This is a genomic window from Lysinibacillus sp. 54212, from assembly GCF_036662795.1.
Classification (GTDB): domain Bacteria; phylum Bacillota; class Bacilli; order Bacillales_A; family Planococcaceae; genus Lysinibacillus_B.
In genome coordinates this window covers 61,956-86,526 of sequence record NZ_JBAFWZ010000007.1, presented here as the reverse complement: position 1 = coordinate 86,526, position 24,571 = coordinate 61,956, and the positions used below count along the sequence as shown (strand labels likewise).

The following is a 24,571-nucleotide window of genomic DNA, read 5'->3' as shown; positions in this document are numbered from 1 at the left end:
CCTCCTATGAATTTCCTTTTCGAATAGAAGGCATCGTTATTTGACTATGTTTTTCTAACGTGATGACAACCTGATCATTTAATAATTGATCCACAGTTCCGCCTGAAATTTCCAGGGATGAGATTAGTGAATCCGGGTTGCCAATTGCCTCAATCACAAAAGGAGCAGGGTATTGTTGCCCATCAATTGTGATGACTGGACCATTACAGCTTATATACGAGTTAGTTTTTAACCTTTGTCCATTAATAGCAATGGCTTCAGCGCCAGAAATCTTTAATTCTTGAATTACTTTAAATATATGACTTTCATGGACGATATAATCGTTTGGATTTGAAGTATTACCATCATACTGTCCATCTTTTAGCGTAACGGAGATGCCCTCCCCAACACTAGGTAGCTCACCTAATAGCAAACGTAGCTGTTCCGCCTGCTCCACTAACTCCTCGTACCTTTCTTCATTTGTTGCATATCGCTTTTCGTATTCTCGAATTTTCTCTTGCAAATCACTTAATTCCTGGGCCAACTCCTTGTTTCGCTCCTGTTGTTGAATCAGCTCCGCACGGTAAGTTTCACCTTGCTGATAATTCAAATTGGACAGTGCACTTTCTTTTCTATCATCTTTCGAGATGTTATAAGAATACCCAATTATAAAGCCGGTAATAATACAGACGACTAACAGAATGAAATATTTTCGCTTAAAGATCGCGCTTTTTTTATGTCGAGGACTATTCTTCATCCTCTATCACTTCCTGTTCTAATTCTAAATCCTTCTGTTCTAAGGCCACATATTCATCAGAGTAAGGTCGATAGTACGAACCTACCTCGATATCAATAATGCCCTTTTCATATGTCTCTTCACTTTCAATTTGTGCAACGATTGAAGGATAATAATTTAGTTTGCTTGCGAGCGATGATATGTCTGCCCGTACTTCATAGCCATCATTCATGAAAAGCGTAATTGCATAAGGGTCAGCCTCTGTCGATGAAGCATTTATTTGTGAAATCAATGCCAATACTTCCGGACGAAGTTTTGCTAGCTCCTTTAATAAACGCTTTCGTAATGCCTCATCATCAAATTGCAAGAAAATCGGTGCATCAATTGGTACTAGCTCATTAGTAGCGTCGTAGATAACACCGTTCTCAAGCATTGGATAGAATGTATTATCCTTTGAAATATACGCTACCTTTTGATATTCCTTTACTCTAATAGTCACCGTAGTTAACCATTTTCGTTTGACGGTAACAGACTGCACCCAGTTCATTTTTTTTAGCTTCTCTTCAATGTCCTTCGGCTTAAAGCTCCACATCGAATCACCCTTTTGCAGTTCAGTTGCTTCTTCATAAAAGGTGTTATCAACAAGAACATCACCAGAAATACTGATCTTCTTTATTTCACTATAAGGTGATTGGAAATAAAGGAGTAAAAATAAAATTAGAACAAATAAGGTTGTTATAAAAATAAACTTAAAATTTGTACGTTTACGTCGATTTTCTCGTAAGGTTGGTATTCGATCTTCTATATCAATGACTTTTTCCATTTTTACTCCTCCCTTCCGTTGTTTGATCATTTGCAAATAAATAGATAATGCCCACTGTTAGCCATAGTATCATTAATGAAGTACCGCCATAGCTAATAAACGGTAATGTCACACCTGTAACAGGTAATAAACCAATTACTACACCTATATTCAAAGCAGCTTGTACGGCTATCATAGATGTTAAAGCACAAATAATATAGAAATGCTTTACATAAAGTGCACTTGCTGCAAGCTTATAGCCACTATATAAAAAGCACGCAAAAATACATACTAGAATGATTCCCCCGATAAAGCCCATTTCCTCCAAAATAATAGAGAAAATAAAGTCGTTTTGTGGCTCTGGTAAATATAAGTATTTTTGTCTACTTTTTAAAAAACCATGTCCAAATATACCCGCCGGTCCGATAGCTAACAGCGATTGTACTGCCTGAAAGCCACTCCCTAATGGATCTTCCCAAGGATCTAAAAATGCATTGATTCGCTTTAATCGGTACGGAGCAGATATGATTAGTGCTGTTAGACCGCCAATTCCCGCCATAATACAAATGGCATAAAACTTCATTGGATAATTTGCAATAAAGAGTAGTAAGAATGCCGTCACGATTAAAATAAACGCTGAACCAAAATCAGGCTGAAGCATAATTAGCGCTACAGGTAACAGTAAAATAATAAAATGCCTTAGCTGAATAATTCGTTCGCCGCGTTTCCATTTCGCTAGTATAATGCTCAAATAGACGAGCGTTGAAATTTTTACGAGCTCTGCTGGCTGGAAGGTAAATGGCCCGATGCCGATCCAGCTTCTCGAACCATTTCTCCATATTCCAATACCCGGAATTAACACAGCGATTAATAACAAAATCGTCACAATATATAGCAGGAGCCACCATTTGTCCTGAACAAAGCCTTTACTTTTTGAGATAACTAAAAATACTAGTAAGGCAAGGACAAAATAAATCACTTGCTTTATATAAAATGGCGTTTGTCCTTCATACCGAACGGAACTCCAATAAGCACTTGCAGAATAGATAAACACAATTCCAATGCCCGTTAAAAGTAATGCACTACCAATAAATAAACGTTTATAAATATGCGTCAGTGCAAAAATCCTTTCACTACGTAATTATGAAAGCTTCATTACACAATCGATAAAGACGTCACCACGAATTTCAAAGCTATCGTATTGATCCCAGCTAGCACAAGCAGGAGATAATAAAATAATATCGCCGTCCTCTGAAAGGTTTGCTGCATATACGACAGCGTCCTCTACATTCGTAGCTGCAACCGTTTCCGTTACCCCACAGGATTTAGCAAACTCGATGAAGCGCATGCCTGTTTCACCAAAAGCGACAACAGCCCTTACATTGCTCATTGCCTCACGAAGCTCCTCAAAAGAATGTCCACGATCTAATCCACCAGCTAGCAATACAATCGGTTTAGAGAACGCCTCAAGAGCACTTTTGGTTGCAAGGCAGTTTGTTGCCTTCGAATCGTTATACACTTTACGGCCTTTCCATTCACGCACAAATTGTGAGCGGTGACGTACACCAGCAAATGTTGCTAATACTTCTTTTATAGAGGATAGCGAACAGCCATGTATAAGGCATGCAGCAACAGCACATAAAATATTTTCTAAGTTATGCTTCCCAGGTAATGCAATTTCATCACGGTTTAGAATGTGCTCGCCGTTCCAATAAATTGCCTTATCATCTGCACTTATCCCCTCATCCGACCTACCGTTTGTAGTAAACGGAATTTTCTTAGCATTAGATCCTTCAGCATACTTTTTAACGATTTCTTGATCCTTATTGTAAATAAAGTAATCTTCCTCTGTCTGATTACGTGTAACACCAAACTTCGCATCGGCATAAGCCTCGAACGTTCCATGGTAATCTAAATGTGCATCATAAAGATTTGTTAGAATCGCAATACGAGGCTTGAATGTACGAGTTCCCATCAGCTGAAATGAAGATAATTCCGTTACAATAACATTATCCGAGGTTGCTTCCGCTGCTACACCACATGCTACTGTTCCAATATTCCCGGCTATAAGCGGTTTCCTATTTCCCTTTTCAAGCATTTCGTAAATTAGTGTAGTTGTCGTCGTTTTCCCATTGGTACCAGTAATACCGATGAACGGTGCTTCACTAACTAAATATGCTAATTCCATCTCGGTAATAACTGGTAATTCACGCTTTAAAGCATCAGCGATAATCGGGTTACTGTAGGGAATCCCTGGATTTTTAACAACCAATTCAAACCCTTCATCTAATAAATCCTCAGGGTGTCGTCCGCAAATTACAGTAATACCCTTTGTTAACAAATCTTGCGCTTCTGGATTTGCATCGAAAGGCTTTGCATCATTTACTGTTACGAAAGCACCTAACTCATGTAAAAGCTCTGCTGCAGCCACACCACTTTTCGCTAAACCTAGCACTAAAACTTTTTTATGCTGTAATGACCTATACTCCAACATTATAACGCCTCCGATACAACTGCAATTAATGCGACAACTAATGCCGTAGACCAAAATACTAGTACGACCTTCCATTCAGACCAGCCCGATAATTCAAAATGATGATGAATTGGGCTCATTTTGAAAATACGTTTTTTACGTAATTTGTAGCTACCAACTTGTAGGATAACTGATAAGGTTTCAATAACAAATACTAATCCAATTAGCAGTAACAATAGCTCTGCCTTTACTAATACTGAAAGCATAGCTAATGCGCCCCCTAAGGCTAGCGATCCTGTATCACCCATAAAGACTTTCGCTGGGTTTGCATTAAAAATTAAAAATCCGAGCAAGGCACCTGTTACGGTAAATGCAAATAAAGCAATATCCGCCTGCTTATTGAATAAAGCAATCACACCAAATGCGGCAAAAGCAATGGAAGCCGTTCCAGCAACTAAGCCGTCTAAGCCGTCTGTTAGATTAACAGCATTTGAAAAGCCTACAAGCCAGAATATTAAAAAGGCTACATAAAAAATACCTAAATCAATTTTTAAATCTGTAAGCGGTATTGCAATGGCAGTATCAAACGTCCCGAGACGTAAAAGTAAAAATGCTGCGATAGCAATAATAATTTGGCCAATTAATTTCTGAAGCGATGTTAAACCTAAGTTCCGCTTAAAAATAACTTTAATCCCATCGTCTAAAAAGCCGATAATACCGAACCCTACTAAAACAAGTAATAAAACAACTGTTTGTGTCGTGAATACTTCAAATAGTATACCTGTAGCGATCGACGTAATAATAATCGACATTAAAAAAATGATTCCACCCATTGTAGGTGTGCCAGCTTTTTTACGATGTGACTCTGGGCCTTCCTCACGAATACTTTGACCGAACTTTAACCGACGCAAAAGCGGAATGCAAATCGGTGCTAAAATGACAGTCAATAGAAATGAAGTAGCTAAAATAGTCATCGTTGTTGCAAGTGTCATAAGAAATCTCCTTTAAATCTTCTACTAATTGAATGAACATCCTTCACTATAATAGTTGTTTTATTGCCATTTTAAAAGAACTAGTTTCCTAAATATAAATGGAGTGTTCCATTTTCCTCGATTAGTTCACCGTGGGCTGGTAACTGCTCTTTAACAATTTTCCCACTACCATGCCACTGTATTTTATAAGGATAGTATTGAAGGGTAACTTCATCAACTGTTAAGCCCACAAAATTATCAATACGAGTTGTGATTGGATCTGTCCAATCTTTTTTCTTTTCTAACTGCCCTTCGGCATTTTTTATATTTAGTATTGGCGCAATTTCCTCTAAAATTTGGCCAACAATTGGGGCAGCAATGACTCCACCAAATTGCGTTGAAGCTTGTGGATGATCAATGGCAACATAAATGACAATTTGAGGATCATTAGCCGGTGCAAAGCCTATGAAGGAAACGATATAGTCCCCTTCCTTGTAACGACCGTTTTCTACTTTTTGTGCTGTTCCTGTTTTTCCACCAATTCGAAGTCCATCACGATATGCCTTTTTACCAGAGCCTTTTGCTACAACGGACTCTAATGCTGAACGTACTTGCGAGGATGTTTTTTCGCTAACCACTTTTCGTTTCGCTTCTGGCTTATATTCAACAAGTGTTTTGTCCGTTTTACTATCGACTATTTTAGATACGACATATGGTTTATATAGTGTTCCACCATTTATAGCTGCTGATACTGCCTGAACCTGCTGAATTGGTGTAACGGATATCCCTTGCCCGAATGAGGTTGTAGCCATTTCAACAGGACCAAATGCATCCTTCGAAAACAATATCCCGCTTGCTTCACCAGCAATTTTTGAGCCTGTTTTTTCTCCGAACCCAAATTTATGAATATAGTCTAGCAGCTTTTCAGAACCTACACGCTGTCCTAATTCTACAAATCCAGGGTTACATGAATTTTCAACAACCTCTAAAAAATTTTGATGGCCATGCCCTGTTCGTTTCCAGCAGCGTAGTTTAGAATCCTCCACTAACACGTAGCCAGGGTCATGAAAATCATCTTTTTCAAGATCGACAACACCTTCTTCTAATGCAGCGCTTAGTGTTACAATTTTAAAGGTTGATCCTGGTTCATAGGACATAAAAACAGGAAGATTCCGATTATATATCGTACTATCTACCCCTTTGTAATCTGTAGGATCATAGGTTGGATATGAAGCTAAGCCCAGAATCTCTCCGGTATTGGGATTCATTGCAATAGCTAATGCTTGATCCGCTTGCTCTCTTATCATCGCCTGCGAAAGTTCGCGCTCAATCACTTGCTGGATATTAATATCTATCGTTAATTCTATTTTTGCTCCAGCCGCTCCCTCACGCCATTCATCAGCAGTTTGACTCATTGTTTTCCCCGTTGCATCTGTAAATAAACGAATAGCCGAATCCTGTCCTGTTAGCACATCATTGTATTCATATTCAATTCCAGCTAAACCTTGGTTATCATAGCCCGTAAAACCTAAAAATCTTGATAGCAAATTTTTATAAGGATAATACCTTATGTAATCGACACCATTATAGAGTCCATTAATTTGCAAGCTTTGAATGTCATTTGCCTGCTCAACTGTAATATTTTTACCTTCAGGAGCAAGCTTCGTTAAATAAGCACGCTGTGATAACTTTTCCAGTAACTTCTTTTCATCCGTCTCGAGGATAGGGGCTAATTGTTTCGCGACCCCTTCGACATTATCATTTTGTGCTCGCATAAAATAAAGGGTTGGGGCAAGTTTATTGGTAACAATAACCTCCCCATTACGGTCCACAATTTCTCCACGTTCTTCTTGAAAGGGAATTTCACGGTCCCAGTTCCCCTTGGCAAGCTCCGTTAAACGGTCATGATCAATGATTTGTACATAGGCTAATCGACAAACAACGAGAAAACTATAGCCGATTAAAAAGTAAACGATTATTCGTAATCGCTTTTTAGAATTATTTAAAATCCACTTCATTCGACAACACACCTCGTTTTTTACAACGTATGTTACGAAGAATGGGCTTATTCAATAATGCTTAATCTTGAGGTAATTGCTCTTCTTGCTCTTCCTCTGCTGCCTGTGGTGATGTTAAAAAATCCTTTGGTGTTTTTAGCTTTACAACAATCGGTGACGAATCTGTAATAACCGTATTTTCTGAAACACTCTGACTTTCAACAAAGCCCTCACCAACAATTTCAATTGGCAATTGGGACAGCGCTTTATAGACGAGCATATTTCGTAATGACCATCCTTTAAAAGACGGCAATAGACTAGGTCCATCCGTTTTTAAAAATACAATACTATCTTTCATAATGGACAAATTGGCTTTAGGATATTGTTCCTTAATTTCTCCACCTTCACCAATTATGACCGGCTTTACACCCTTATTCGTCAACTCTAATGCAATATCCTCAGCGCTTTTACCTACAACATTTGGAATTTTATCCATCGCTACTTGAGCTGTATCTTCTGGATCAATATTTAAGTATTTTAAACTGTTTTGCATAACAGAATTGAATATTTTTGAGACTGGCTCTGAACCTGGAATCGAATTACTCATTTGCGGTTTTTTTACAGCAACATACATGATTAGCTGTGGGTCATCAGCAGGAGCCATCCCTAAAAAGGAATAAATATAATTATGACCGCCCTTTAAATATCCCGTTCCTGTTTTTCTTGGTATTTGAGCTGTGCCCGTTTTACCTGAAACTTCATAACCATCCATTTGGAATGGCTTTGCAGTACCTTTTTCAGCCGTAACAGTAGTTGCTAATATTTCACGAACTCTCTTTGCAGTTTCTGCCGAAATTGGATTTCCTTTTACTTTAGGCTCTGTATTTTGTACAGTCTTCCCTGTATTAGGATCGACAATTTTATCAATAACGTAAGGCTGCATCATTTCTCCATCATTCGCGATGGCTGTCATCGCCTGGATGAGCTGGATTGGTGTTACAGTAGAGTTCTGTCCAAATGCCGAAGTAAGACGGTCAAACGGCTGCTTCGATACAATTGTCCCTGATGCTTCATTTGGTAAATTGATGCCTGTTTTATGACCAAATCCAAATTTATCGAAATATTCAATAACTGTATCGCCACCCATTATTTCTAACAGGTTGGCGATCATCGTATTGGATGAACGCTGAATGCCTTGTAGGAAGGTGATTGTTCCCCAGCCTCTTCCCTCATTATAATCACTTACTACATTGTCATATAATTTGTATCGCCCTGATTGATACGGTGTATTGGGATCCCAGTTGCCCGTTTCAATCGCGGCAGCTAATGTAAAGGTTTTCATAGTTGAGCCTGGCTCTAATACATTTTCAACAACATCATTGTACCAATTCGTCTCTAAACCAATCCGATCATCAGGGTCAAATGTAGGGCGCTGTGACATCGCTAATATTTCACCTGTTTTAGGATCTGCAACAACGGCAACCATTGATTCAGCTCCATATTCCTTATCGACACGAGTCATCGCTTCATCTAGAAAATTTTGAATCGTTTTATCTATTGTTAAATAAATATCATTGCCATCCTGAGCTGGTTGAATCATTTTTTCACTATTTGATAGTAAATACCCAAACCTATCACTCTCATATTCTACCTTCCCATTTTTGCCGGTTAGTTCTTTATTGTAGGTTAATTCTAATCCCATCTTCCCTACTGTTTTATACGAACCGTCCTTTTGTTCATCCTTCGTTGCATAGCCGATTAAATGTGATGCAAATGAGCCGTTAGGATAATAACGTTTCTTTTCACTAGCAAAATTGATTCCAGGTAGGTCATGTTCTTCAATGGCTGCCTTTACTTCGTGGCTAATACTTCGACCCGCTACTCCAAATTCAACCTGATAGCGGTCTTTCTCCACACCCACCATTAACTGTTCATAAATTTTTTCTTCATCCAGTTCTATATATTGTGAGAGTACTTTAGCCGTTTCCGCAGGATCTACTACATGCCGAGGATTTTCTTTATCCTTCGTGGCCTCTTCGCTCATAACTGCGATAAGACGATAGCTTAATGTATCCTCTACAATGACATTACTGTTACGGTCTAAAATACGACCACGATCTGCAGCTAGCACTGTTTCACGTGCATATTTATTTGCTGCTTCCGCTTGCAATGAATAGCCCTTAACTTCTCCTGTTGATTGAATATAAAAGAAGCGACAAAACAATACCAAAAAGAGCCCTCCATATACTAACAACATGAGAAAGGCTCCTAATTGGAAACGAAATTTAAGTTTTTTCATTCTCCCGGCACTACCTTTACATTTTTCTCATTTAGTGTTAAACCGAGTTCTTTTGCTTTTACCCAAATCCGTTCATATGTCGATAGCTCACTGACACTCACTTTTAAATCGACATTTTGCTTCGTCACTTCTTGAACTTCTGCTTCAATTTTTTGGATTTCCATACTTGCCGTTTGGATTTCACCTTGCGTATGTAAAATCGAAACGGCAAACAATGCGACGATACCTATAAAAACCACATATAAAAATTTTTCTCTAGTTGATAGTAGTTTATGTTTCTTTTTGTACACCTTTTTAGATGGTTGCTGCTGTGGTTGTTCGGGCATTGAAGGTTGTTGAATATAAGGTTGTTGTCTTACTCGAACTGCCATTTACCCACGTCCTTTATCGTTAATTTTTTCAGCGACTCTTAGTTTTGCTGATCGTGAACGATTATTCGCTGCTAACTCCTCTTCCGACGGTAAGATCGGTTTTCTTGAAATCAACTTTAATACTGGCTTCATATCTTCAGGAATTACTGGCAAGCCTGGTGGTAGTTCTGGTAAGGAAGAAGCTTCCTTAAATAACGTTTTACATAATCGATCCTCTAATGAATGGAACGTAATAACGCTAATTCGCCCACCGATTTTCAGTAATTCAATAGCATCAACTAAGGAATCCTCTGCAGCACCTAATTCATCATTTACTGCAATTCGAATAGCCTGAAAAATACGTTTTGCAGGGTGTCCGCCTTTTCTACGTGCTGCTGCGGGTATACCTTCTTTAATTAGCTCTACTAATCGACCTGTCGTTTCAACAGGTTGTTTTTTCCTTGCCTCTTCAATTTTTCGCGCTACTTGCTTTGAGAATTTTTCCTCTCCATAACGGAAAAAAATACGGACTAAATCTTCATAGGCCCATTCATTTACTACATGAAATGCCGATAGTGGAGCTGTTTGATCCATTCGCATATCAAGTGGTGCATCATGATGGTAGCTAAAGCCGCGCTCTGGTGTATCTAATTGAGGGGAAGAAACGCCGAGGTCATATAAAATCCCATCTACCCTTTTAATATTTAATTTATATAATTCATCCTTCAAATATCGGAAATTTGAATGGACAAACGTGACACGATCTAAGTAATCCGCTAAACGAACCTTCGCATTTTCTATAGCTGTTGTATCTTGGTCAAAACATATTAATCGACCTTGTGGTGATAGTTGCTTTACTAAGTATTCACTATGTCCTGCACCACCTAATGTACAGTCTACATAGACACCATCAGGTTTGATGTTCAACCCATCAACAGTTTCCTTTAATAACACGGTTGTATGATCGAACATATCTTATTTCTCCTTTAGGCTTGTTTAAAAGTCAAAGCCAATCATATTTTCTGCAATTTCATTAAAGGATTCTTCTGATTCCTTGAAGTAGTCTTCCCAAGCATCCCTTGCCCAAATCTCAATTCGATTGGACACACCTAACACGATGCATTCTTTCGCAATATTTGCATGTTGAATAAGAGTTGCTGGAATATTTATTCGGCCTTGCTTATCTATTTCTACTTCAGTTGCACCTGAAAAGAAGAAACGCGCAAAGGCACGAGTATCCTTTTTAGTCATCGGAAGTCCTTTTAATTTTTCTTCGAGCTTTCGCCATTCGTCCATAGGGTACCCAAAAAGACAGTTATCCAATCCACGTGTAATTACGAAGCTATCATTTAATGCTTCACGAAATTTGGATGGAATTATTAATCGTCCCTTTGTATCAACGGAATGCTGATATTCTCCCATGAACATACTACTCACCCCACTTTAGATATTAATGTACCACATCCCCCCACTTTCTACCACTTATTTTAAGTGTTTTGGTGATAGGATATGGTAATTACGAAAATAGACCGTATTGCAAATTCATCATCTACTCAAAAGGTCATAAAAAAAGAGTTACCTCATCTTGAGATAACTCCTTTTTTGTTAATATTTTACTACATAATGTGTGGGCGATACTTTTAACGGCAACTCTAATAGGTCCTCTATTAAATTCTTTCCGAACCTATTTAAATATTGATAAGGATTAAAAGTACGTTCTTGGAAACCTTCATTTGGCGCAATCTCAGCAGAGATTAGATCAAACTGCGAAATAATAGTCTCATGCTTTAAAGTGACGCTCTGCTGGATTTTACTTTTTAAATAGGTAAATTGCATTTCATGATACACCTTATTTTTGTCGATTGTTTTATCGATACTTACTCCTGCCTGCTGTAGATGAGCATGTAATGTTTCGTACTGTTGCTGCAGCAGCTCATTCATTTTATCCACTTGCTGTAATGCCTGTTCATCCTGAATGCTATTAATAAATTCTTTTTTTACTCTTTCAACCTTATTCTTCATAGCATCTTCCACTGTTAATTGATGTTGCTTTAACAAGGTCTCGACTTGCCTTGTAACAATGGAAATATTTAATCGCGGAGCAAAGATCGGCATTTGTAAGCCGATAGCCTCAAATGCTGGCTTTAAAGTTGCCCAGTATGCAAGTTCGCCAGGACCACCAACAAATGCAAGCACCGGAATCGTCATTTCCTGCATTAGAGGTCTTGTAACAACATTATTACTTAATTTCATAGGCGCTTCTTTGGCTACTTGAAGCAGCTCTTCCTTCGTAAACTTTACATAGCCTAAACCATTCGTGTAGAGGTCACCTTTGCGCTCAAGTAAAAAACGCTCTCCTTCTTTTACGAAAAATAAGTTGGCATTTGATACTTCTGCTCCAATTGGTGTGCCATAACCCGCTTGAGCTAATGCCTGCTCCTGCCTCACTACACCTTCTGAGATTTCTTCATTATGCTGTATTAAAATTTGAAAAAATTCACTTTCGTATTGTCGGAAAGGCTCATATGCTGCGTCAATCATTAATAATCCATGCCGAGAAAACAAATCATTCATTAGCGCCGCAAAAAACTCCGAGAATGTTTCACTCACTTCTAAATGTTCTAACACATTCTGATAAAGGCTAGCCGTATGCTCTGTTTCGCCATAATCCTTGAACACCGTCCTGATAAATTGCTCCATCGCTACTTTATTCAGCTCGGTTGTGGAAGCCATTGTTTTCCGCTTCGATCGTTCACTATAACCTCGCTTTTTTACCGAATTATCAACAATCGTATACGTATGATTAACCTCTTCTATATCGTGATCCTCTCCAGCTACCCAGAAAAGTGGCACGACTTGTATATTTAACTTTTCTTGTTGCTCTTTCGCTAGTAAAATAACCGTGATCGCTTTATAGACAGAATAGAGGGGACCTGTTAAGACACCGGCCTGCTGACCTCCAACTACTGCTACTGCACCTTCCTGTAATTGTTGTAAATGCTGTTCTACTTGCGGTGACATTCCGTAACGCTTCATATATGAGCGAATTACCTCTGCCAATCTTTCACGATTATATTTCTTCTGGTTTAAATAACGTGCTCGCTCTTCAAACGATCTCTCATTAAATTTATAAGAAAAAAAAGAATGGATGCTAGCTTGTTCTGACCAATAATCATCTAACAACGTATTACTCACTGGTAATGAAATTTGCTCCAGCTTCATGAAAAAACTCCTCTACTTTCTAACTCGACTAGGTTGCCTTTATCCTATAACAGTTTCGTTTACTATGCTAATATATTTTTCGCCTTACGATATCTATGTATTATCTTATCCCTTTTCCTCGAATTCGAAAAATATTTTGCTCTATACACCTGTTACGTATTCCATTATATTCTTTGTTAAGCCCGCTATCCAAACCCCGAAATATAAAGTACTTAGTAGAATAAAATAGATTCTCCAAATTTTTTTAAATAAAAACGGGACATGAATCTCCTTTTTCGTACGCCAATCTACATATGTAATAAAAATCGCAATCATCATCGAAATAATGATGATGGGAATAAATAAGGATAGATCCCATATACTTTTTATCGCTATCGGGACAGAGAAAAATAATAATAAAGTCGTAATATCTGCCGCAAAGCCAAATGACTGAGCACGGGTTAGACGTAATTTATTACAAATGAAGTAGGTTAAAACAAGTGCAATAAGCGGAAAAACTAAAAGTATCGCACCTGTCACTTGAAATATTTCTTTCAACTACTTTCACCGCTTTCTTCCATTGCTTTTATAAGTCCATATAAAGTTTCTAATGTTGGGATTGCATGCCCTTTTTTGCCCGCTTTTTTTAGCACGGCCCCTACAATTGTTTCAATTTCAGTTTTCCTTCCAGCCAAACGATCAGCGAGCATGGATGATGTATTTTCTGCCGTTTGAACACAGAGCCGTTCAACCTCTTCAAACGGAAAAATCTTTTGCATATATGGAAATGCATGCATTAACTCATTATATAAAGCATGCAATAACTTTAATGCATTTGGATTTGATACAAGCTCTCCGTTTTTCACCTTTAAAATAGCAGTTAAAGGATTAATAAAGCAATTTAACAGAACTTTTTCAAATAAAATTTGCTCTGCATTCCCCTCAAACGTAACAGGGAAATTCTTTTGATTCATCTCTTTTAAGATAGAAAACCTTCCTTCGTCGCCTCGTTCTATCGCCGTTTTTAATACTCCTATCCCACGGTGGCTCACCGTATTATCATTTTCCTTTAGAGCCCCAAATTGCGCACTACAAAATGCGATATGTCGCTGAGGTAATAGCAGCGCCTCCTCGTAATGGGCTAAGCCATTTTGTAAAAATAGTAACGGTACATCCGGGGAAAGTTTTTTCAGCATCGGATAGATAGCATGTAACTCTGTATACTTTGTTGCAATTATAACAAGGGACGCTTGTGACACCGGCGCTGTACTGGCAACAACTTCAACATTTATTGTTGAGCCATCAATATTATTTCTATATAAACCACCTTCATTTAAGCTGGAGGCTTGTTCCTCTCGTCTTGTTATAATGGTTACGCTAACATTCTGTTCCGCTAAGAAACTAGCAACGAGTAAACCAACTGCTCCGCCACCAATAATTTGCACACTCATTAAACTTCCCACCTTTATACATCATTCATCTACTCTTTACGAGCAAAATTTACAAATAGCCTATCCTACTATCTATATAGAATAACCTTTTCTTCTCTATTTGTAATTCAAGAAATTTAGAAAGGCCTGCCCAATTGGCAGACCTTTCTAATATTATACCGGATAAACCGGATGTTTTCGATACGGTAAAGGCATTTGTTTTGAGCTATAATAGTGGAACCTTTTAATTAGCGCATGCCGCAGATCATCTGGTGAAACAATTTCGTCAATAACCATTTCAGACGCAAGCTTATATAAATCGATTTCTCGCTTATATTCATCGATTTTCTTTTTTACGAATGCCATACGTTCTTTAGGGTCTTCAATTGCTTCAATTTTATTTGAATATACGGCATTAACAGCTGCCTCCGGACCCATTACAGCAATTTGAGCAGTTGGTAAAGCGATACAAACATCAGGTTCAAATGCAGGACCACACATTGCATATAAACCCGCGCCATATGCTTTTCGAACGATCACAGAGATTTTCGGCACAGTTGCCGAACTCATCGCAGCAATAAATTTTGCACCATGACGTATAATACCAGCTCGCTCAACTTTTGTCCCAATCATAAAGCCAGGGACATCTGCTAGGAATAATAATGGAATTGAAAAGGCATCACATAATGTAATGAATTTTGCTGCTTTGTCTGCAGAATCCACAAATAATACGCCACCCTTTACTTTCGGCTGGTTCGCAATAATGCCTATAACTTGTCCATCTATACGTGCAAGACCCGTAATTAATTCCGCTGCAAAAAGCTTTTTAATTTCCAAAAAGCTATCTTCATCTACTAGCCGATCGATACAATCATACATATTAAACGGAGCATTTTGATTTTCTGGAATAATTTCCTCTAATGATAATCCATCTAGCGGTTCCTTACCCTGCTTAGTCGGAGGTAAAGCACCATAATTACCTGGGAAATAGCTTATATAGCGCTGAGCGAACGCTATAGCCTCTTGTTCAGTTGCAGCGAGCACATCACCACAGCCACTAATAGTACAATGCATTTTTGCACCGCCCATTTCCTCAAGGGTTACACGTTCCCCAATTACTTTCTCCGCCATTCGAGGAGAGCCTAAATACATAGAGGCATTCTCGTCGACCATAATGACAATATCACAAAAGGCCGGAATATAGGCTCCACCTGCAGCAGAAGGACCAAATAAAATACACACTTGAGGAATCATACCACTAAGTCGGACTTGGTTATGAAAAATGCGTCCAGCTCCTCTTCGGCCCGGAAACATTTCAAGCTGATCTGTTATTCGAGCACCTGCAGAATCTACTAAATAAAGGAGTGGTACTTGCATTTTTTCAGCCGTTTCCTGTATTCGGATAATTTTTTCTACGGTTCTAAATCCCCAGGAGCCAGCTTTTACTGTTGAATCGTTTGCCATTACACAAACAGTTGCTCCACCAATTTTCCCAATGGCTGTAACAACACCATCGGCCGGCAAATTTTCCGCCTTACAATTGGCAAAGCGACCATCTTCCTCATATTCTCCATTATCAAATAATAGTTGCAGCCGATCTCGAACAAATAGTTTCTCGGTTTCTTGTAATTTATCATGATATTTTTTAGGACCACCAGCAAGAATAGAGTCTATTTTTTGCTGCAGTTGCTCATTATAATTTGTCATCGATTTCATCCCCTTATCCTTAATCGATTCTGACTAATAATGATTCTTCGTCAACAAAATCGCCTTCTACTACATAAATTTTTGTGATTCTACCTGCCCTTTCAGCTTCAACCGGAATTTCCATTTTCATAGATTCTAAAATGATGACCGTTTGCCCGACTGTAACTTCTTCTCCCTCTTTCACACTGACCTCGAAAACCGTTCCTGCCATTTGCGCTTTCAATTCCGTCATTGTAAATCCCCCTTACGCCGTCATTTGACGAACAATTCACTCTGTTCTCTTCTATTGTAAGCGACAGGGGAAATTGTTTTCAAATATTATCACTATTTTTTCTATTAATATCACATTTCTTCTGCTTTAAGAATAATTTCTTTCTTTCGAAACAAAATTTACACCTTGTTGCAGCCATTTTAGTAGTTTTTCGTGCTCTGTTTGAAGCTCTCTATATTTCAAGTCTAAGTCATTATATGCTTCTGTTAACTCTTCAAAGCTCGTTAAAGCTAGCTTTAAGTGGCTTCTCATTAATTGCTTTGGTCGTTTGCGAACATTATCTAAGACATGTCCGTATTGAAGTCTTAACGTTTTATTCCATCGAAAGCCACATGCCTGCTTTGTACGATTAAGTTGTTGTGCTGCATGTGAAAATGCTTCTAATTGTGTTTGGCCGTTTTGCACAAAACCTATTACGATCTCAGCTAGTTTCTCATCATCAGCCGCTGTCCACTGATCTTTTCTTCTTTTTTCTCCCATTAAGTTCACCTCTCATTTTTTACTACTATATGCAAGGCAGGATAAATTAGAATAAAAAAATGGATTGTTCTCTATGTAAATTAGAGACAATCCATATATTTTTAGTTTATTTTTTTGATTTTGTTAAGAAGCTATTAACCGCTGCGTGATGTGCCTCACTTTCCCAAAGCTTAGCACACGTACGCACTTCCTCCATCACACGCTCATACATATTACGTTCGCGCCATTTACGAAGCTCAATTTCTTTATAAGCTTGGTGCACAGACGGATGAATTTTACTCATATGCTCGATAAAGTCGGCAAGTGCATCTTCCTTAGTACCCTCTGCATACACACGCATTGCCCAACCAATTTCATATAATTGTTGTGCCTCGTACGGCCTCGCATCTACTAGCATTTTTAATGCACGGTCATGGCGTAATCCACGCTCAAATAAGTAAGTACCGCCACCCCAGCCACTTGTGATAGCTAGTGTACCTTGGATAAAGCCAGCCTTGGCGTGACTTGCCATTAATCGAAAATCACAGGCTGTAGCAATTTCACAGCCACCACCTACTGCCGTACCGTTTATTAGTGCAATTGTCGGTACACGTAATGTAGCAAGCTCGTATAGAATTTTTGCCATTTTACTTAGCATCCCAAATGCTTGTTCCTCTGTTTCAAGCTCGTGAAAAACAGATAAGTCTCCACCCGAACAAAATGATTTTTCTCCAGCTCCTGTGACAACTAAAAAACGTACATCGTCATGCTCTTTAATATATGTAATAACTTCATTTAAACCATCCATCACTTCATCATTAACCGCGTTACGTTTTTCCTCACGATTAATTGTAAATGTTAAAATACCCTCTTTTTTATCAATTAAGTATGCCAAACCATTCATCCCCTTTAAATTATCGCACTATAATTCGCGCATACTTTTATAGTAGCGAAGCGAAAAGGTTTTGGCAATATTACTTTTAGAAAATTCGTTCTATTAATCTCTTTTAGTCTACGAAAAATATACGCTAAACAAAAATAAAGGCGATGAAAGAGCCATGGCCTCTTTCATCGCCTTTATGTAGTACAAATACTGAATTATTTGCTTACTACTTCTTTACCTTTGTATTGTCCGCAAGCTTTGCAAATACGGTGAGCTAATTTTGCTTCACCACAGTTTGGGCAAGCTACCATACCAGGTACAGATAATTTGAAATGCGTACGACGCTTTCTTTTTGCAGTTTTAGACGTTCTTCTAAATGGTACAGCCATTCTTGGCACCTCCTTACAGATTATCTATTCATCTGTTTGATCAAAATACTTAGCTAAAGCAGCCAGTCTTGGATCCAATTTTGGTTCGTCATTTTTACGAGCAATTTCTACATCTTCATCTGTTGAATAGGACCAATTTTTCCCACCTTGCATTTGTCCTTCGGTATTCTGTTTGAATACTTGCATCGGTACTTCAAGCAGCACAAGCTCCTCTAAAACTGGCTTCATGTCGATCACGTCTCCATCAATATAATGGATATCGCCATCTTCATCTCCACGCTTCTCTTCATCAATCCAGCTGAATATTTCAACTGTATCAATTTCGATTGGGTATTCAACATCTTCCCACGTGCGGGCACATGGAAGTGTTAATGTAGCACTTAACGTAAATTGACAAGTCATTTGCGATGCACCAAAAGTACACAGCCCTTTTACATGAACGGGTGAAATAGCTCGAATATCTTGGTTGCGATTCATTACTTCATCCAATTGAACTTGTGTATCAATCGGCATCCCGTTTTGTCGATATTTCGATAATTGATGAATTGACCATTTCATTCGTTTATCACCTCAAGACAACAATGTTGATTATATAGCTTAGAAAAATAGATGTCAAGATAATTTCTTGTCACTACTTAAAAACACCTTTATAATCAGTATAAAATGATGTTTTTATCATTATTCACCTAAATGAGTGCAAAATATGCACGATTACATGACGAACAAAAATCTCAAAATCTTAAAGCATAAAAATCAATTCTAATGCGAGGTGATAGAATTTGCAAGCAGTTGGACTTGTTGTTGAATATAATCCATTTCATAATGGGCATTTACATCATGTGCTAGAGGCAAAATGTGCAACGCAATCTGATGTTGCTATTGCCGTTATGAGTGGGCAGTTTCTACAGCGTGGGGAGCCTGCCCTGGTAGATAAATGGACACGTACAAAAATGGCTTTAGAGAACGGCGTTGATCTTGTCATTGAGCTTCCGTATGTTTATAGTACAGCGCCAGCAAATGACTTTGCTAGAGGGGCAATTTCTTTGTTATCTAGTATAGGATGCTCTAATTTTGCATTTGGTAGCGAAGAGGGGCGTATTCTGCCATTTTTAAACGCTTTTACGTTAATAGACACACATCGCACAAGCTATAATGAACTAATAAAAAGCGCTATAGCAACTGGTGTTAGCTATCCTCAAGCGCTTCAATTTGCTTATACCTCATTGCAGGAGCAATACCCGGATGACTATATTGATTTAGCCAAGCCGAACAATATTTTAGGTTTTCATTATATTGAAGCTGCTCATCACATAGACAGCGATATTCAACCTATTACAATTCAACGCATCGGAGCTGGCTATCATGATGAAATACGTTCTACGAGTGAAATTGCAAGTGCAACAGGTATTCGAAAAGCACTATTTTCCGACCAGCCAATAAATTCCTTTATGCCACAAGGAAGCTTAGAGCAATTAAACGCCTGGCATCATAAGCATGGTCAATTTGTACACTGGGAAAAATTTTGGCCGCTGTTACAATTCGCTATCCTACGTCATGCACCGAATGAGCTAACTGCATACCCAGACGTGCAGGAAGGCATTGAGAATGCACTTTGGAAGCATGCACAAACAAGCAAGAGCTATACGGAATTCATGACACTTTTAAAATCTAAACGATATACTTGGACAAGACTACAACGGATACTAACACACATCTTTACCGGTGTTACGAAGGATCGACTACATAGTTTTCAAGAGCCTTCATATATTCGTCTTTTAGGTATGACGAAAAACGGACAGAGCTATTTATCCTTGAACAAAAAAAGCTTCAGGCTACCACTAATTAGTCGAGTTGCAGCAGTGAAGGATGATATGCTAGCACTTGATATACATGCTACAACGATGTATGGACTCGGTGTTCAATCCTTTAGCAGACAAAAAATAGATGGGGATTTTCAAACCCCACCTATCCGAATTTAATTTTTCGGTTGTAATTGCGCCAAATAATCTAGTGCATCATCAATTGTTTTTACCGGTACGATTTTCATTTTCGTACCGATTTTTTTTGCCGTAAGAACTGCTGCCTCATAATTTGATAGGATGTTCGGATTCATTTTTAGCATCGCATCCGTTATTTCATCATCCGGAGCAAAAAAGATTTCCATACCATCCTCATGCGCAGCAACTACCTTCTTCTCGACGCCACCTATTCGTCCGACAGTTCCATTTTCATACATTTCCCCAGTCCCAGCAACAGTGTAGCCTTTTGTTAAATCTTCATCCACTAGCTGATTTAATATTTCTAGCGTAAACATAAGTCCCGCTGATGGACCGCCAATATCCTCTGTATCCATATTCACTTTTGGGTCTGTTTTTATTGTTTTGCTTTCATTAAAGGTAATACCTAAACCTTTTTTACCTTGGGATCCTGGAATTTCCTTTAACGCGATGGTTTTTGTTAGTAGTTTATCGTCACGATTAATGACTAGCGAAATTTTATCCTCGCTTTGTCTATTCCCTATTTCATCGATTAGCATTTGCTGATTTTGTATTCGAGCCCCATCAATTTCAACAATTTCATCTCCCGGCTTTAAAATACCGTCAGCTGCTCCGCCAGAAATAATATTTAGCACATATACTCCTTTATAAGTTACGTGATAATCTAAATTGGCTCTTGAAAACGCTACATATAGAGCATTAAATTTTGAATCGCTCATGAGCTTTAATTGACGAATATTATATTCCTCGTCATCCTCTTCCTCTTGACGCACATCATTCATATCTAAAATATCCTGATAATCTCGAAACTTCGCTACTATATACTTAAATGGCGTTGCACGAGACATTGACACTGTCATTAAATTCAACGACCCTGTATCATCCCGATCACCCTGTTGAACCGTAACAAACTCTTCGACATTATAAGCACTCCCTGGCTTCATAATATAATAATCCATTGGGTATAACAGAAGGAATGCCACCATGATAAGCGTCAAAAGAGAAGTTAAAGCATACGTCCAATTAATTTTTTTCATGTCGTAGAGCACCTCCTGCAAATACATACGATTAAACGCTTCTGTTCATGCATATATTAGTGTAGCACTTCATTATTGGAATGACAAAATATTGAAAAGAGCGGATTCAAATTATTGCTATCATTCAATTAATCCTTTGTATTTTACTACTTATTTTGTTGTTACTGTTTCCCGGTATTGCACATAAAGGAGCAGATCTGGGTGTGGCATTATTTATGGAGGCCCTATTTCCATATTTACTCGCCTACTTAATACTAACAAGCTGGCTTTTAAAGCTAACCTCTACCTACAATGGCAGTACAAGCTTTTATTATTTAAAAATTTATCTACTTAGTGCGCTTGGGGGGTTTCCTACTGGTGCCGCTATCATTGCCCAGCTAAAGCAAAGTGGCGAGCTTCACAGTAAGGATGCTGCGCGATTATTAGGTATTTGCCATAGTCCAAGCCCCCTGTTTGTCCTTGGCTTCGTCGGACAAGATCTATTAGGCGATGTGTCCATTGCTTGGCGTTATTTATTATTGCTATATGCCTTTTCATTAATACTACTCCTATTCATCATACTTAAAAGTACACCTCACACCATAAAGCAGCCTTTAAAATTAACAGCTAATCCATTTACAACAAGTATTAAAGAAAGTGTTCCTACTGTTTTAATTGTTGGTTCCACGATTATTTTTTTTACAACGATTTATACCGTAATCGATCATTTAATCAGTAGTTATCTCCCTTCATATGCACAAATACTAATGGCTGCCGTGCTAGAAATGACAAATGGACTGCACTTAGCACATATTAGTTTGGACGGTAATCTACTCATTCTTGCAACTGTTTTATTTTTAACAACACAAAGCTTAAGCATTCATTTACAAGTTGTAGTTATTGCAAAAGGGGCTCATTTGTCACTTAAGCCATATATGCTTGTTCGTCTAATATTCATTTTCTGTATCCCAACTCTTTATTATTTATTATTTTTGTTATAGTTTCGAAAAAAATGTCCACCAGTGGCAGGCTATGGTGGACATATAAATTTACGAAAAGCGAAGAGGTATCCAGAAGGAAAAGCCTCTGGATACCTCATTTCACAAAATTGTATGAAATTTTTCTTTTAACGCTTGGGCTACAGGAGCTGGTACAAGCTCGCTTACATTGCCTCCGTATTTAGCTACCTCTTTAACAATACTTGAGCTTAAAAAAGAATATTGATTTTTCGTCATAATGAAAAAGGTTTCAATATTTTCATCAAGCACCCGGTTCATCGATGTAATTTGCATTTCATACTCAAAGTCCGAAACGGCACGTAAACCACGTACGATTGCTTTTGCATTCTTTTCTTTCGCATAGTCAATTAAAAGACCCGATGAGCTTTCAATCCGTATATTAGGTAAACTTTTTGTTACTTCTGCAATCAGCTCTATCCGCTCTTCTGTTGTAAAAAGCGGGTTTTTAGATGAATTATTTAATACAGCTACATAAACTGAATCAAATACATCCGCTGCACGCTTAATAATGTCTAAATGCCCGTTTGTAATTGGATCAAAACTTCCTGGTACTACTGCAATTTTCTCTGACACCGTTATTCTCCCTCTTCCCCATTAGCACGATAAATCGAAACAATTGTACTGCCATATGTTTCTTGTCTTGTTAGCTTAAACTTCCCATAGCTATCAGGAAGCGCAATTTCTACACCATGCTCACAGACAATGATTGCATTTTTCGCTAACCGTTCCCCTTGTTCTAACGCTTGGACTAAATCATAATATTCCTTTTTATGATAAGGTGGATCGACAAATAAATAGTCAATTGAGATATCACGCTTTAATAGGCCTTTTACTGCCCGCGAAGCATCCGTTCGAAAAAGCTCTACATAATCCTCATAACGACATTTTTTTATATTGTCCTGAAGTACACAGAAGGCCTTTGCGTCTTTCTCAACGAAAATTGCTTTTTCAGCTCCGCGACTTAGCGCCTCAATGCCTAAGCCGCCACTTCCTGCGAACAAATCCAGTGCAGTTCCACCATCAAAAAATGGGCCAATCATATTGAAAATCGATTCTTTTACTTTATCTGTTGTCGGTCTTGTTGTTGTACCGGCAATAGCTTTTAATGGCATCCCTTTACGTTCGCCCGCTACAACGCGCATATACTATCACCAATCTTTCATTTTACTCCTGTGTTGCTAGGGATGTAATGTTTACACTATCCTCAGTCTTATTCATTTCCACTAAAAATAATCGTTGTAGCCATGATTCTTCGATGTAATATTTACCAGCAATCTTAACGATTGGCTGTGAAACTGTGTTAAAGCGCTGTTGATTATAAACGTAGAAGCCGTGTTCTTTATCTGGGAATCTAAACTTACGTGCCTCACTCGTGACATAGTAGCCGTTTGGACCTTCAGATGTTGTATATCCTAACTCCTTAAATAAAGCATCTGCCGAGTAGAAAATCTTATTATCAGTATAGATAATATGGACATTTTTAAGCTTGTCCCGATTTAGAGCAATCTCTCGTTTATCATTGAAAACAAATGGATATACTTGCTCAGATGTCTCATTTAGCGATAAGTATTTTGTATAGTTCCCAAATACCTCGGATAATGTGTTATCTAAAATCGCAGGTGAAATCTTTTCTCCCTGTAATTTTTTAAGTCTGTCTGTCCAATCCGCTAATTGCTGCTCGCTCATTTGATTTGTCAAAGTTTCAACAATTTTTATCGCTCGGTCACTACCAAATGTATCGCCTGTTAAATTCATAGCTACTACTTCCTTTAACCACGCTGGACTATCACCAAAACGATACATCGATTTAACGTGAGACATGACGATAGCCTTTTGCATACTATCAATCGTTAAATCCTGTAAAAATAAAATACGGTTTCCTTGTACGCCTGCTAAATTCGTTCCATGTACAATAGCAATATGCTCATCGCTTATCAAGTTAAGCCCATCTAAAGCTTTATTAAAATCTGGTGAAGTTGCATAATTCGAATAAATCGAAACAACTTCTGAATTTTTTTGTAAAGCAAAATCTCCTGCCTGCCAATATAAGTCACTTACCTGTCCCGTACCACTAAACATCGTATAATTAACTAAAGCTAATGATTGCTGACCGATAACTGGCAATCCAGTTACCCACTGTCCGGCAATCGTATTTTCTGTTGAAATATGTACCGTTGAAAATTTTACATTTCCGTTTTCAAGCGTTACAAAAATATCCTTTAATAGTTGTTTGGATGTTAAACCGTCCTTTAACGGAATAATATAAGAAATGGATTGCGCGCGATTTTCGCCACTAGCAAACGCTTTCTTATCCTCACTCAAACGAGCACAACTATATTCTGTTTCTAAAAAGCAATCAGCTTCGACAGCTTGGTCTGGCCATTGTATCGAAATCGATTCATTCGATAAATTTTTAAAATGATGTCGAATATCTAAGCTCTTTTCACGATAAACTATTTCTATTTCTTGTGAGTATTGAAACTCATCCTCGTTCGCTATCGATTGGTCTGAATACACCCGATATTGTACGATTAACATTGCGCTCACTAAAACGACTAGTACTGTAAATACACTCATTGCAAATTTCATGTG

25 protein-coding genes are annotated in these 24,571 nt (G+C 38.2%); 2 read left to right on the top strand and 23 right to left on the bottom strand.

Translation table 11 applies throughout. The features are described 5' to 3' along the window. Positions 1-4: 4 nt before the first annotated feature. The 19 genes from V4T18_RS06830 to V4T18_RS06740 all read right to left on the bottom strand — a co-directional run bounded on the left by V4T18_RS06830 (position 5) and on the right by V4T18_RS06740 (position 18,505). A complete protein-coding gene (locus V4T18_RS06830) occupies positions 5-736 on the bottom strand; it encodes a DUF881 domain-containing protein (RefSeq protein ID WP_332647976.1) in 732 nt (243 codons plus the stop codon). Then, positions 726-1,538 carry a cell division protein FtsQ/DivIB gene (locus tag V4T18_RS06825; RefSeq protein ID WP_332647974.1) on the bottom strand — a complete coding sequence of 271 codons (813 nt, stop codon included), beginning with the start codon at positions 1,536-1,538 and terminating at the stop codon, positions 726-728. Before V4T18_RS06825 ends, V4T18_RS06830 begins: the two co-directional genes overlap by 11 nt. After that, positions 1,522-2,643, bottom strand: coding sequence for an FtsW/RodA/SpoVE family cell cycle protein (locus V4T18_RS06820; protein WP_332648138.1), 1,122 nt, complete (start codon positions 2,641-2,643; stop codon positions 1,522-1,524). The genes V4T18_RS06825 and V4T18_RS06820 overlap by 17 nt, the downstream gene beginning before the upstream one ends. 15 nt (positions 2,644-2,658) lie before the next feature. Further along, positions 2,659-4,011, bottom strand: a complete 1,353-nt coding sequence (murD, locus tag V4T18_RS06815) for a UDP-N-acetylmuramoyl-L-alanine--D-glutamate ligase (protein ID WP_332647972.1) — start codon at positions 4,009-4,011, stop codon at positions 2,659-2,661. Further along, complete coding sequence (gene mraY, locus V4T18_RS06810) at positions 4,011-4,982, bottom strand: phospho-N-acetylmuramoyl-pentapeptide-transferase (protein WP_332647970.1); 972 nt, start codon at positions 4,980-4,982, stop codon at positions 4,011-4,013. The genes murD and mraY overlap by 1 nt, the downstream gene beginning before the upstream one ends. Before the next feature lie 80 nt (positions 4,983-5,062). Then, positions 5,063-6,979 (bottom strand): stage V sporulation protein D, encoded by a 1,917-nt coding sequence (locus V4T18_RS06805; RefSeq protein ID WP_332647968.1) that lies wholly within the window; start codon positions 6,977-6,979, stop codon positions 5,063-5,065. 61 nt (positions 6,980-7,040) lie between these two features. Next, a complete protein-coding gene (locus V4T18_RS06800) occupies positions 7,041-9,188 on the bottom strand; it encodes a penicillin-binding protein (RefSeq protein WP_442916911.1) in 2,148 nt (715 codons plus the stop codon). Positions 9,189-9,253: 65 nt separating this feature from the next. Then, a complete protein-coding gene (ftsL, locus tag V4T18_RS06795; RefSeq protein WP_332647963.1) occupies positions 9,254-9,628 on the bottom strand; it encodes a cell division protein FtsL in 375 nt (124 codons plus the stop codon). Further along, on the bottom strand, positions 9,629-10,579 hold the full coding sequence (gene rsmH, locus V4T18_RS06790; protein ID WP_332647960.1) for a 16S rRNA (cytosine(1402)-N(4))-methyltransferase RsmH: 951 nt from the start codon (positions 10,577-10,579) through the stop codon (positions 9,629-9,631). It lies immediately after the preceding gene. A gap of 24 nt (positions 10,580-10,603) precedes the next feature. Next, on the bottom strand, positions 10,604-11,035 hold the full coding sequence (gene mraZ, locus V4T18_RS06785; protein ID WP_332648135.1) for a division/cell wall cluster transcriptional repressor MraZ: 432 nt from the start codon (positions 11,033-11,035) through the stop codon (positions 10,604-10,606). 177 nt (positions 11,036-11,212) lie between these two features. Further along, on the bottom strand, positions 11,213-12,829 hold the full coding sequence (gene bshC / locus V4T18_RS06780; RefSeq protein ID WP_332647959.1) for a bacillithiol biosynthesis cysteine-adding enzyme BshC: 1,617 nt from the start codon (positions 12,827-12,829) through the stop codon (positions 11,213-11,215). A 141-nt stretch (positions 12,830-12,970) separates the two neighbouring features. Continuing rightward, positions 12,971-13,366 carry a DUF3397 domain-containing protein gene (locus tag V4T18_RS06775; protein WP_332647956.1) on the bottom strand — a complete coding sequence of 132 codons (396 nt, stop codon included), beginning with the start codon at positions 13,364-13,366 and terminating at the stop codon, positions 12,971-12,973. Next, positions 13,363-14,259 carry a 2-dehydropantoate 2-reductase gene (locus V4T18_RS06770; RefSeq protein WP_332647953.1) on the bottom strand — a complete coding sequence of 299 codons (897 nt, stop codon included), beginning with the start codon at positions 14,257-14,259 and terminating at the stop codon, positions 13,363-13,365. The genes V4T18_RS06775 and V4T18_RS06770 overlap by 4 nt, the downstream gene beginning before the upstream one ends. A 153-nt stretch (positions 14,260-14,412) precedes the next feature. Further along, entirely contained in the window at positions 14,413-15,954 is a 1,542-nt protein-coding gene (locus tag V4T18_RS06765) for an acyl-CoA carboxylase subunit beta (RefSeq protein WP_332647951.1), read from the bottom strand. Positions 15,955-15,964: 10 nt separating this feature from the next. Then, on the bottom strand, positions 15,965-16,177 hold the full coding sequence (locus V4T18_RS06760; RefSeq protein WP_332647948.1) for a biotin/lipoyl-binding carrier protein: 213 nt from the start codon (positions 16,175-16,177) through the stop codon (positions 15,965-15,967). A gap of 126 nt (positions 16,178-16,303) precedes the next feature. Continuing rightward, positions 16,304-16,696 (bottom strand): transcriptional regulator, encoded by a 393-nt coding sequence (locus tag V4T18_RS06755; RefSeq protein WP_332647945.1) that lies wholly within the window; start codon positions 16,694-16,696, stop codon positions 16,304-16,306. Between the two features lie 106 nt (positions 16,697-16,802). Then, positions 16,803-17,570 (bottom strand): enoyl-CoA hydratase/isomerase family protein, encoded by a 768-nt coding sequence (locus V4T18_RS06750; protein WP_332647942.1) that lies wholly within the window; start codon positions 17,568-17,570, stop codon positions 16,803-16,805. A gap of 203 nt (positions 17,571-17,773) precedes the next feature. Beyond that, entirely contained in the window at positions 17,774-17,947 is a 174-nt protein-coding gene (gene rpmF, locus V4T18_RS06745) for a 50S ribosomal protein L32 (RefSeq protein ID WP_066543222.1), read from the bottom strand. 24 nt (positions 17,948-17,971) lie between these two features. Next, a complete protein-coding gene (locus V4T18_RS06740) occupies positions 17,972-18,505 on the bottom strand; it encodes a YceD family protein (RefSeq protein WP_332647937.1) in 534 nt (177 codons plus the stop codon). 221 nt (positions 18,506-18,726) lie between these two features. Here V4T18_RS06740 and V4T18_RS06735 point away from each other — a divergent pair, with 221 nt between their 5' ends. Further along, on the top strand, positions 18,727-19,926 hold the full coding sequence (locus V4T18_RS06735; RefSeq protein ID WP_332647935.1) for a nucleotidyltransferase: 1,200 nt from the start codon (positions 18,727-18,729) through the stop codon (positions 19,924-19,926). Here the strand turns inward: V4T18_RS06735 and V4T18_RS06730 are convergent. Next, positions 19,923-20,981 carry a SepM family pheromone-processing serine protease gene (locus V4T18_RS06730; RefSeq protein ID WP_332647933.1) on the bottom strand — a complete coding sequence of 353 codons (1,059 nt, stop codon included), beginning with the start codon at positions 20,979-20,981 and terminating at the stop codon, positions 19,923-19,925. The two genes, V4T18_RS06735 and V4T18_RS06730, sit on opposite strands and share 4 nt — an antisense overlap. A 203-nt stretch (positions 20,982-21,184) precedes the next feature. On the opposite strand from V4T18_RS06730, the gene V4T18_RS06725 reads away from it, so the two are divergent. Continuing rightward, positions 21,185-21,961 (top strand): hypothetical protein, encoded by a 777-nt coding sequence (locus V4T18_RS06725; RefSeq protein ID WP_332647931.1) that lies wholly within the window; start codon positions 21,185-21,187, stop codon positions 21,959-21,961. Between the two features lie 99 nt (positions 21,962-22,060). Here V4T18_RS06725 and coaD read toward each other — a convergent pair whose 3' ends face one another. From coaD to V4T18_RS06710, 3 genes are read right to left on the bottom strand one after another with little or no spacing between them, the layout of a single operon-like run. Next, positions 22,061-22,552: a pantetheine-phosphate adenylyltransferase gene (gene coaD / locus V4T18_RS06720; protein WP_332647929.1), complete on the bottom strand. Its 492-nt coding sequence runs from the start codon at positions 22,550-22,552 to the stop codon at positions 22,061-22,063. A gap of 2 nt (positions 22,553-22,554) precedes the next feature. Further along, complete coding sequence (rsmD, locus tag V4T18_RS06715; RefSeq protein WP_332647928.1) at positions 22,555-23,121, bottom strand: 16S rRNA (guanine(966)-N(2))-methyltransferase RsmD; 567 nt, start codon at positions 23,119-23,121, stop codon at positions 22,555-22,557. 22 nt (positions 23,122-23,143) lie between these two features. After that, a complete protein-coding gene (locus V4T18_RS06710) occupies positions 23,144-24,568 on the bottom strand; it encodes an RNA polymerase II (RefSeq protein WP_332647927.1) in 1,425 nt (474 codons plus the stop codon). Positions 24,569-24,571: the final 3 nt, after the last annotated feature.

Excerpts from the sequence above, each read along its gene's own strand:
- V4T18_RS06830 (WP_332647976.1), bottom strand. The coding sequence starts at position 736 with ATGAAGAATAGTCCTCGACATAAAAAAAGCGCGATCTTTAAGCGAAAA.
- V4T18_RS06825 (WP_332647974.1), bottom strand. The coding sequence starts at position 1,538 with ATGGAAAAAGTCATTGATATAGAAGATCGAATACCAACCTTACGAGAA.
- murD (WP_332647972.1), bottom strand. The coding sequence starts at position 4,011 with ATGTTGGAGTATAGGTCATTACAGCATAAAAAAGTTTTAGTGCTAGGT.
- mraY (WP_332647970.1), bottom strand. The coding sequence starts at position 4,982 with ATGACACTTGCAACAACGATGACTATTTTAGCTACTTCATTTCTATTG.
- V4T18_RS06805 (WP_332647968.1), bottom strand. The coding sequence starts at position 6,979 with ATGAAGTGGATTTTAAATAATTCTAAAAAGCGATTACGAATAATCGTT.
- ftsL (WP_332647963.1), bottom strand. The coding sequence starts at position 9,628 with ATGGCAGTTCGAGTAAGACAACAACCTTATATTCAACAACCTTCAATG.
- rsmH (WP_332647960.1), bottom strand. The coding sequence starts at position 10,579 with ATGTTCGATCATACAACCGTGTTATTAAAGGAAACTGTTGATGGGTTG.
- mraZ (WP_332648135.1), bottom strand. The coding sequence starts at position 11,035 with ATGTTCATGGGAGAATATCAGCATTCCGTTGATACAAAGGGACGATTA.
- bshC (WP_332647959.1), bottom strand. The coding sequence starts at position 12,829 with ATGAAGCTGGAGCAAATTTCATTACCAGTGAGTAATACGTTGTTAGAT.
- V4T18_RS06770 (WP_332647953.1), bottom strand. The coding sequence starts at position 14,259 with ATGAGTGTGCAAATTATTGGTGGCGGAGCAGTTGGTTTACTCGTTGCT.
- V4T18_RS06765 (WP_332647951.1), bottom strand. The coding sequence starts at position 15,954 with ATGAAATCGATGACAAATTATAATGAGCAACTGCAGCAAAAAATAGAC.
- V4T18_RS06760 (WP_332647948.1), bottom strand. The coding sequence starts at position 16,177 with ATGACGGAATTGAAAGCGCAAATGGCAGGAACGGTTTTCGAGGTCAGT.
- V4T18_RS06755 (WP_332647945.1), bottom strand. The coding sequence starts at position 16,696 with ATGGGAGAAAAAAGAAGAAAAGATCAGTGGACAGCGGCTGATGATGAG.
- rpmF (WP_066543222.1), bottom strand. The coding sequence starts at position 17,947 with ATGGCTGTACCATTTAGAAGAACGTCTAAAACTGCAAAAAGAAAGCGT.
- V4T18_RS06740 (WP_332647937.1), bottom strand. The coding sequence starts at position 18,505 with ATGAAATGGTCAATTCATCAATTATCGAAATATCGACAAAACGGGATG.
- V4T18_RS06730 (WP_332647933.1), bottom strand. The coding sequence starts at position 20,981 with ATGAAAAAAATTAATTGGACGTATGCTTTAACTTCTCTTTTGACGCTT.
- rsmD (WP_332647928.1), bottom strand. The coding sequence starts at position 23,121 with ATGCGCGTTGTAGCGGGCGAACGTAAAGGGATGCCATTAAAAGCTATT.
- V4T18_RS06710 (WP_332647927.1), bottom strand. The coding sequence starts at position 24,568 with ATGAAATTTGCAATGAGTGTATTTACAGTACTAGTCGTTTTAGTGAGC.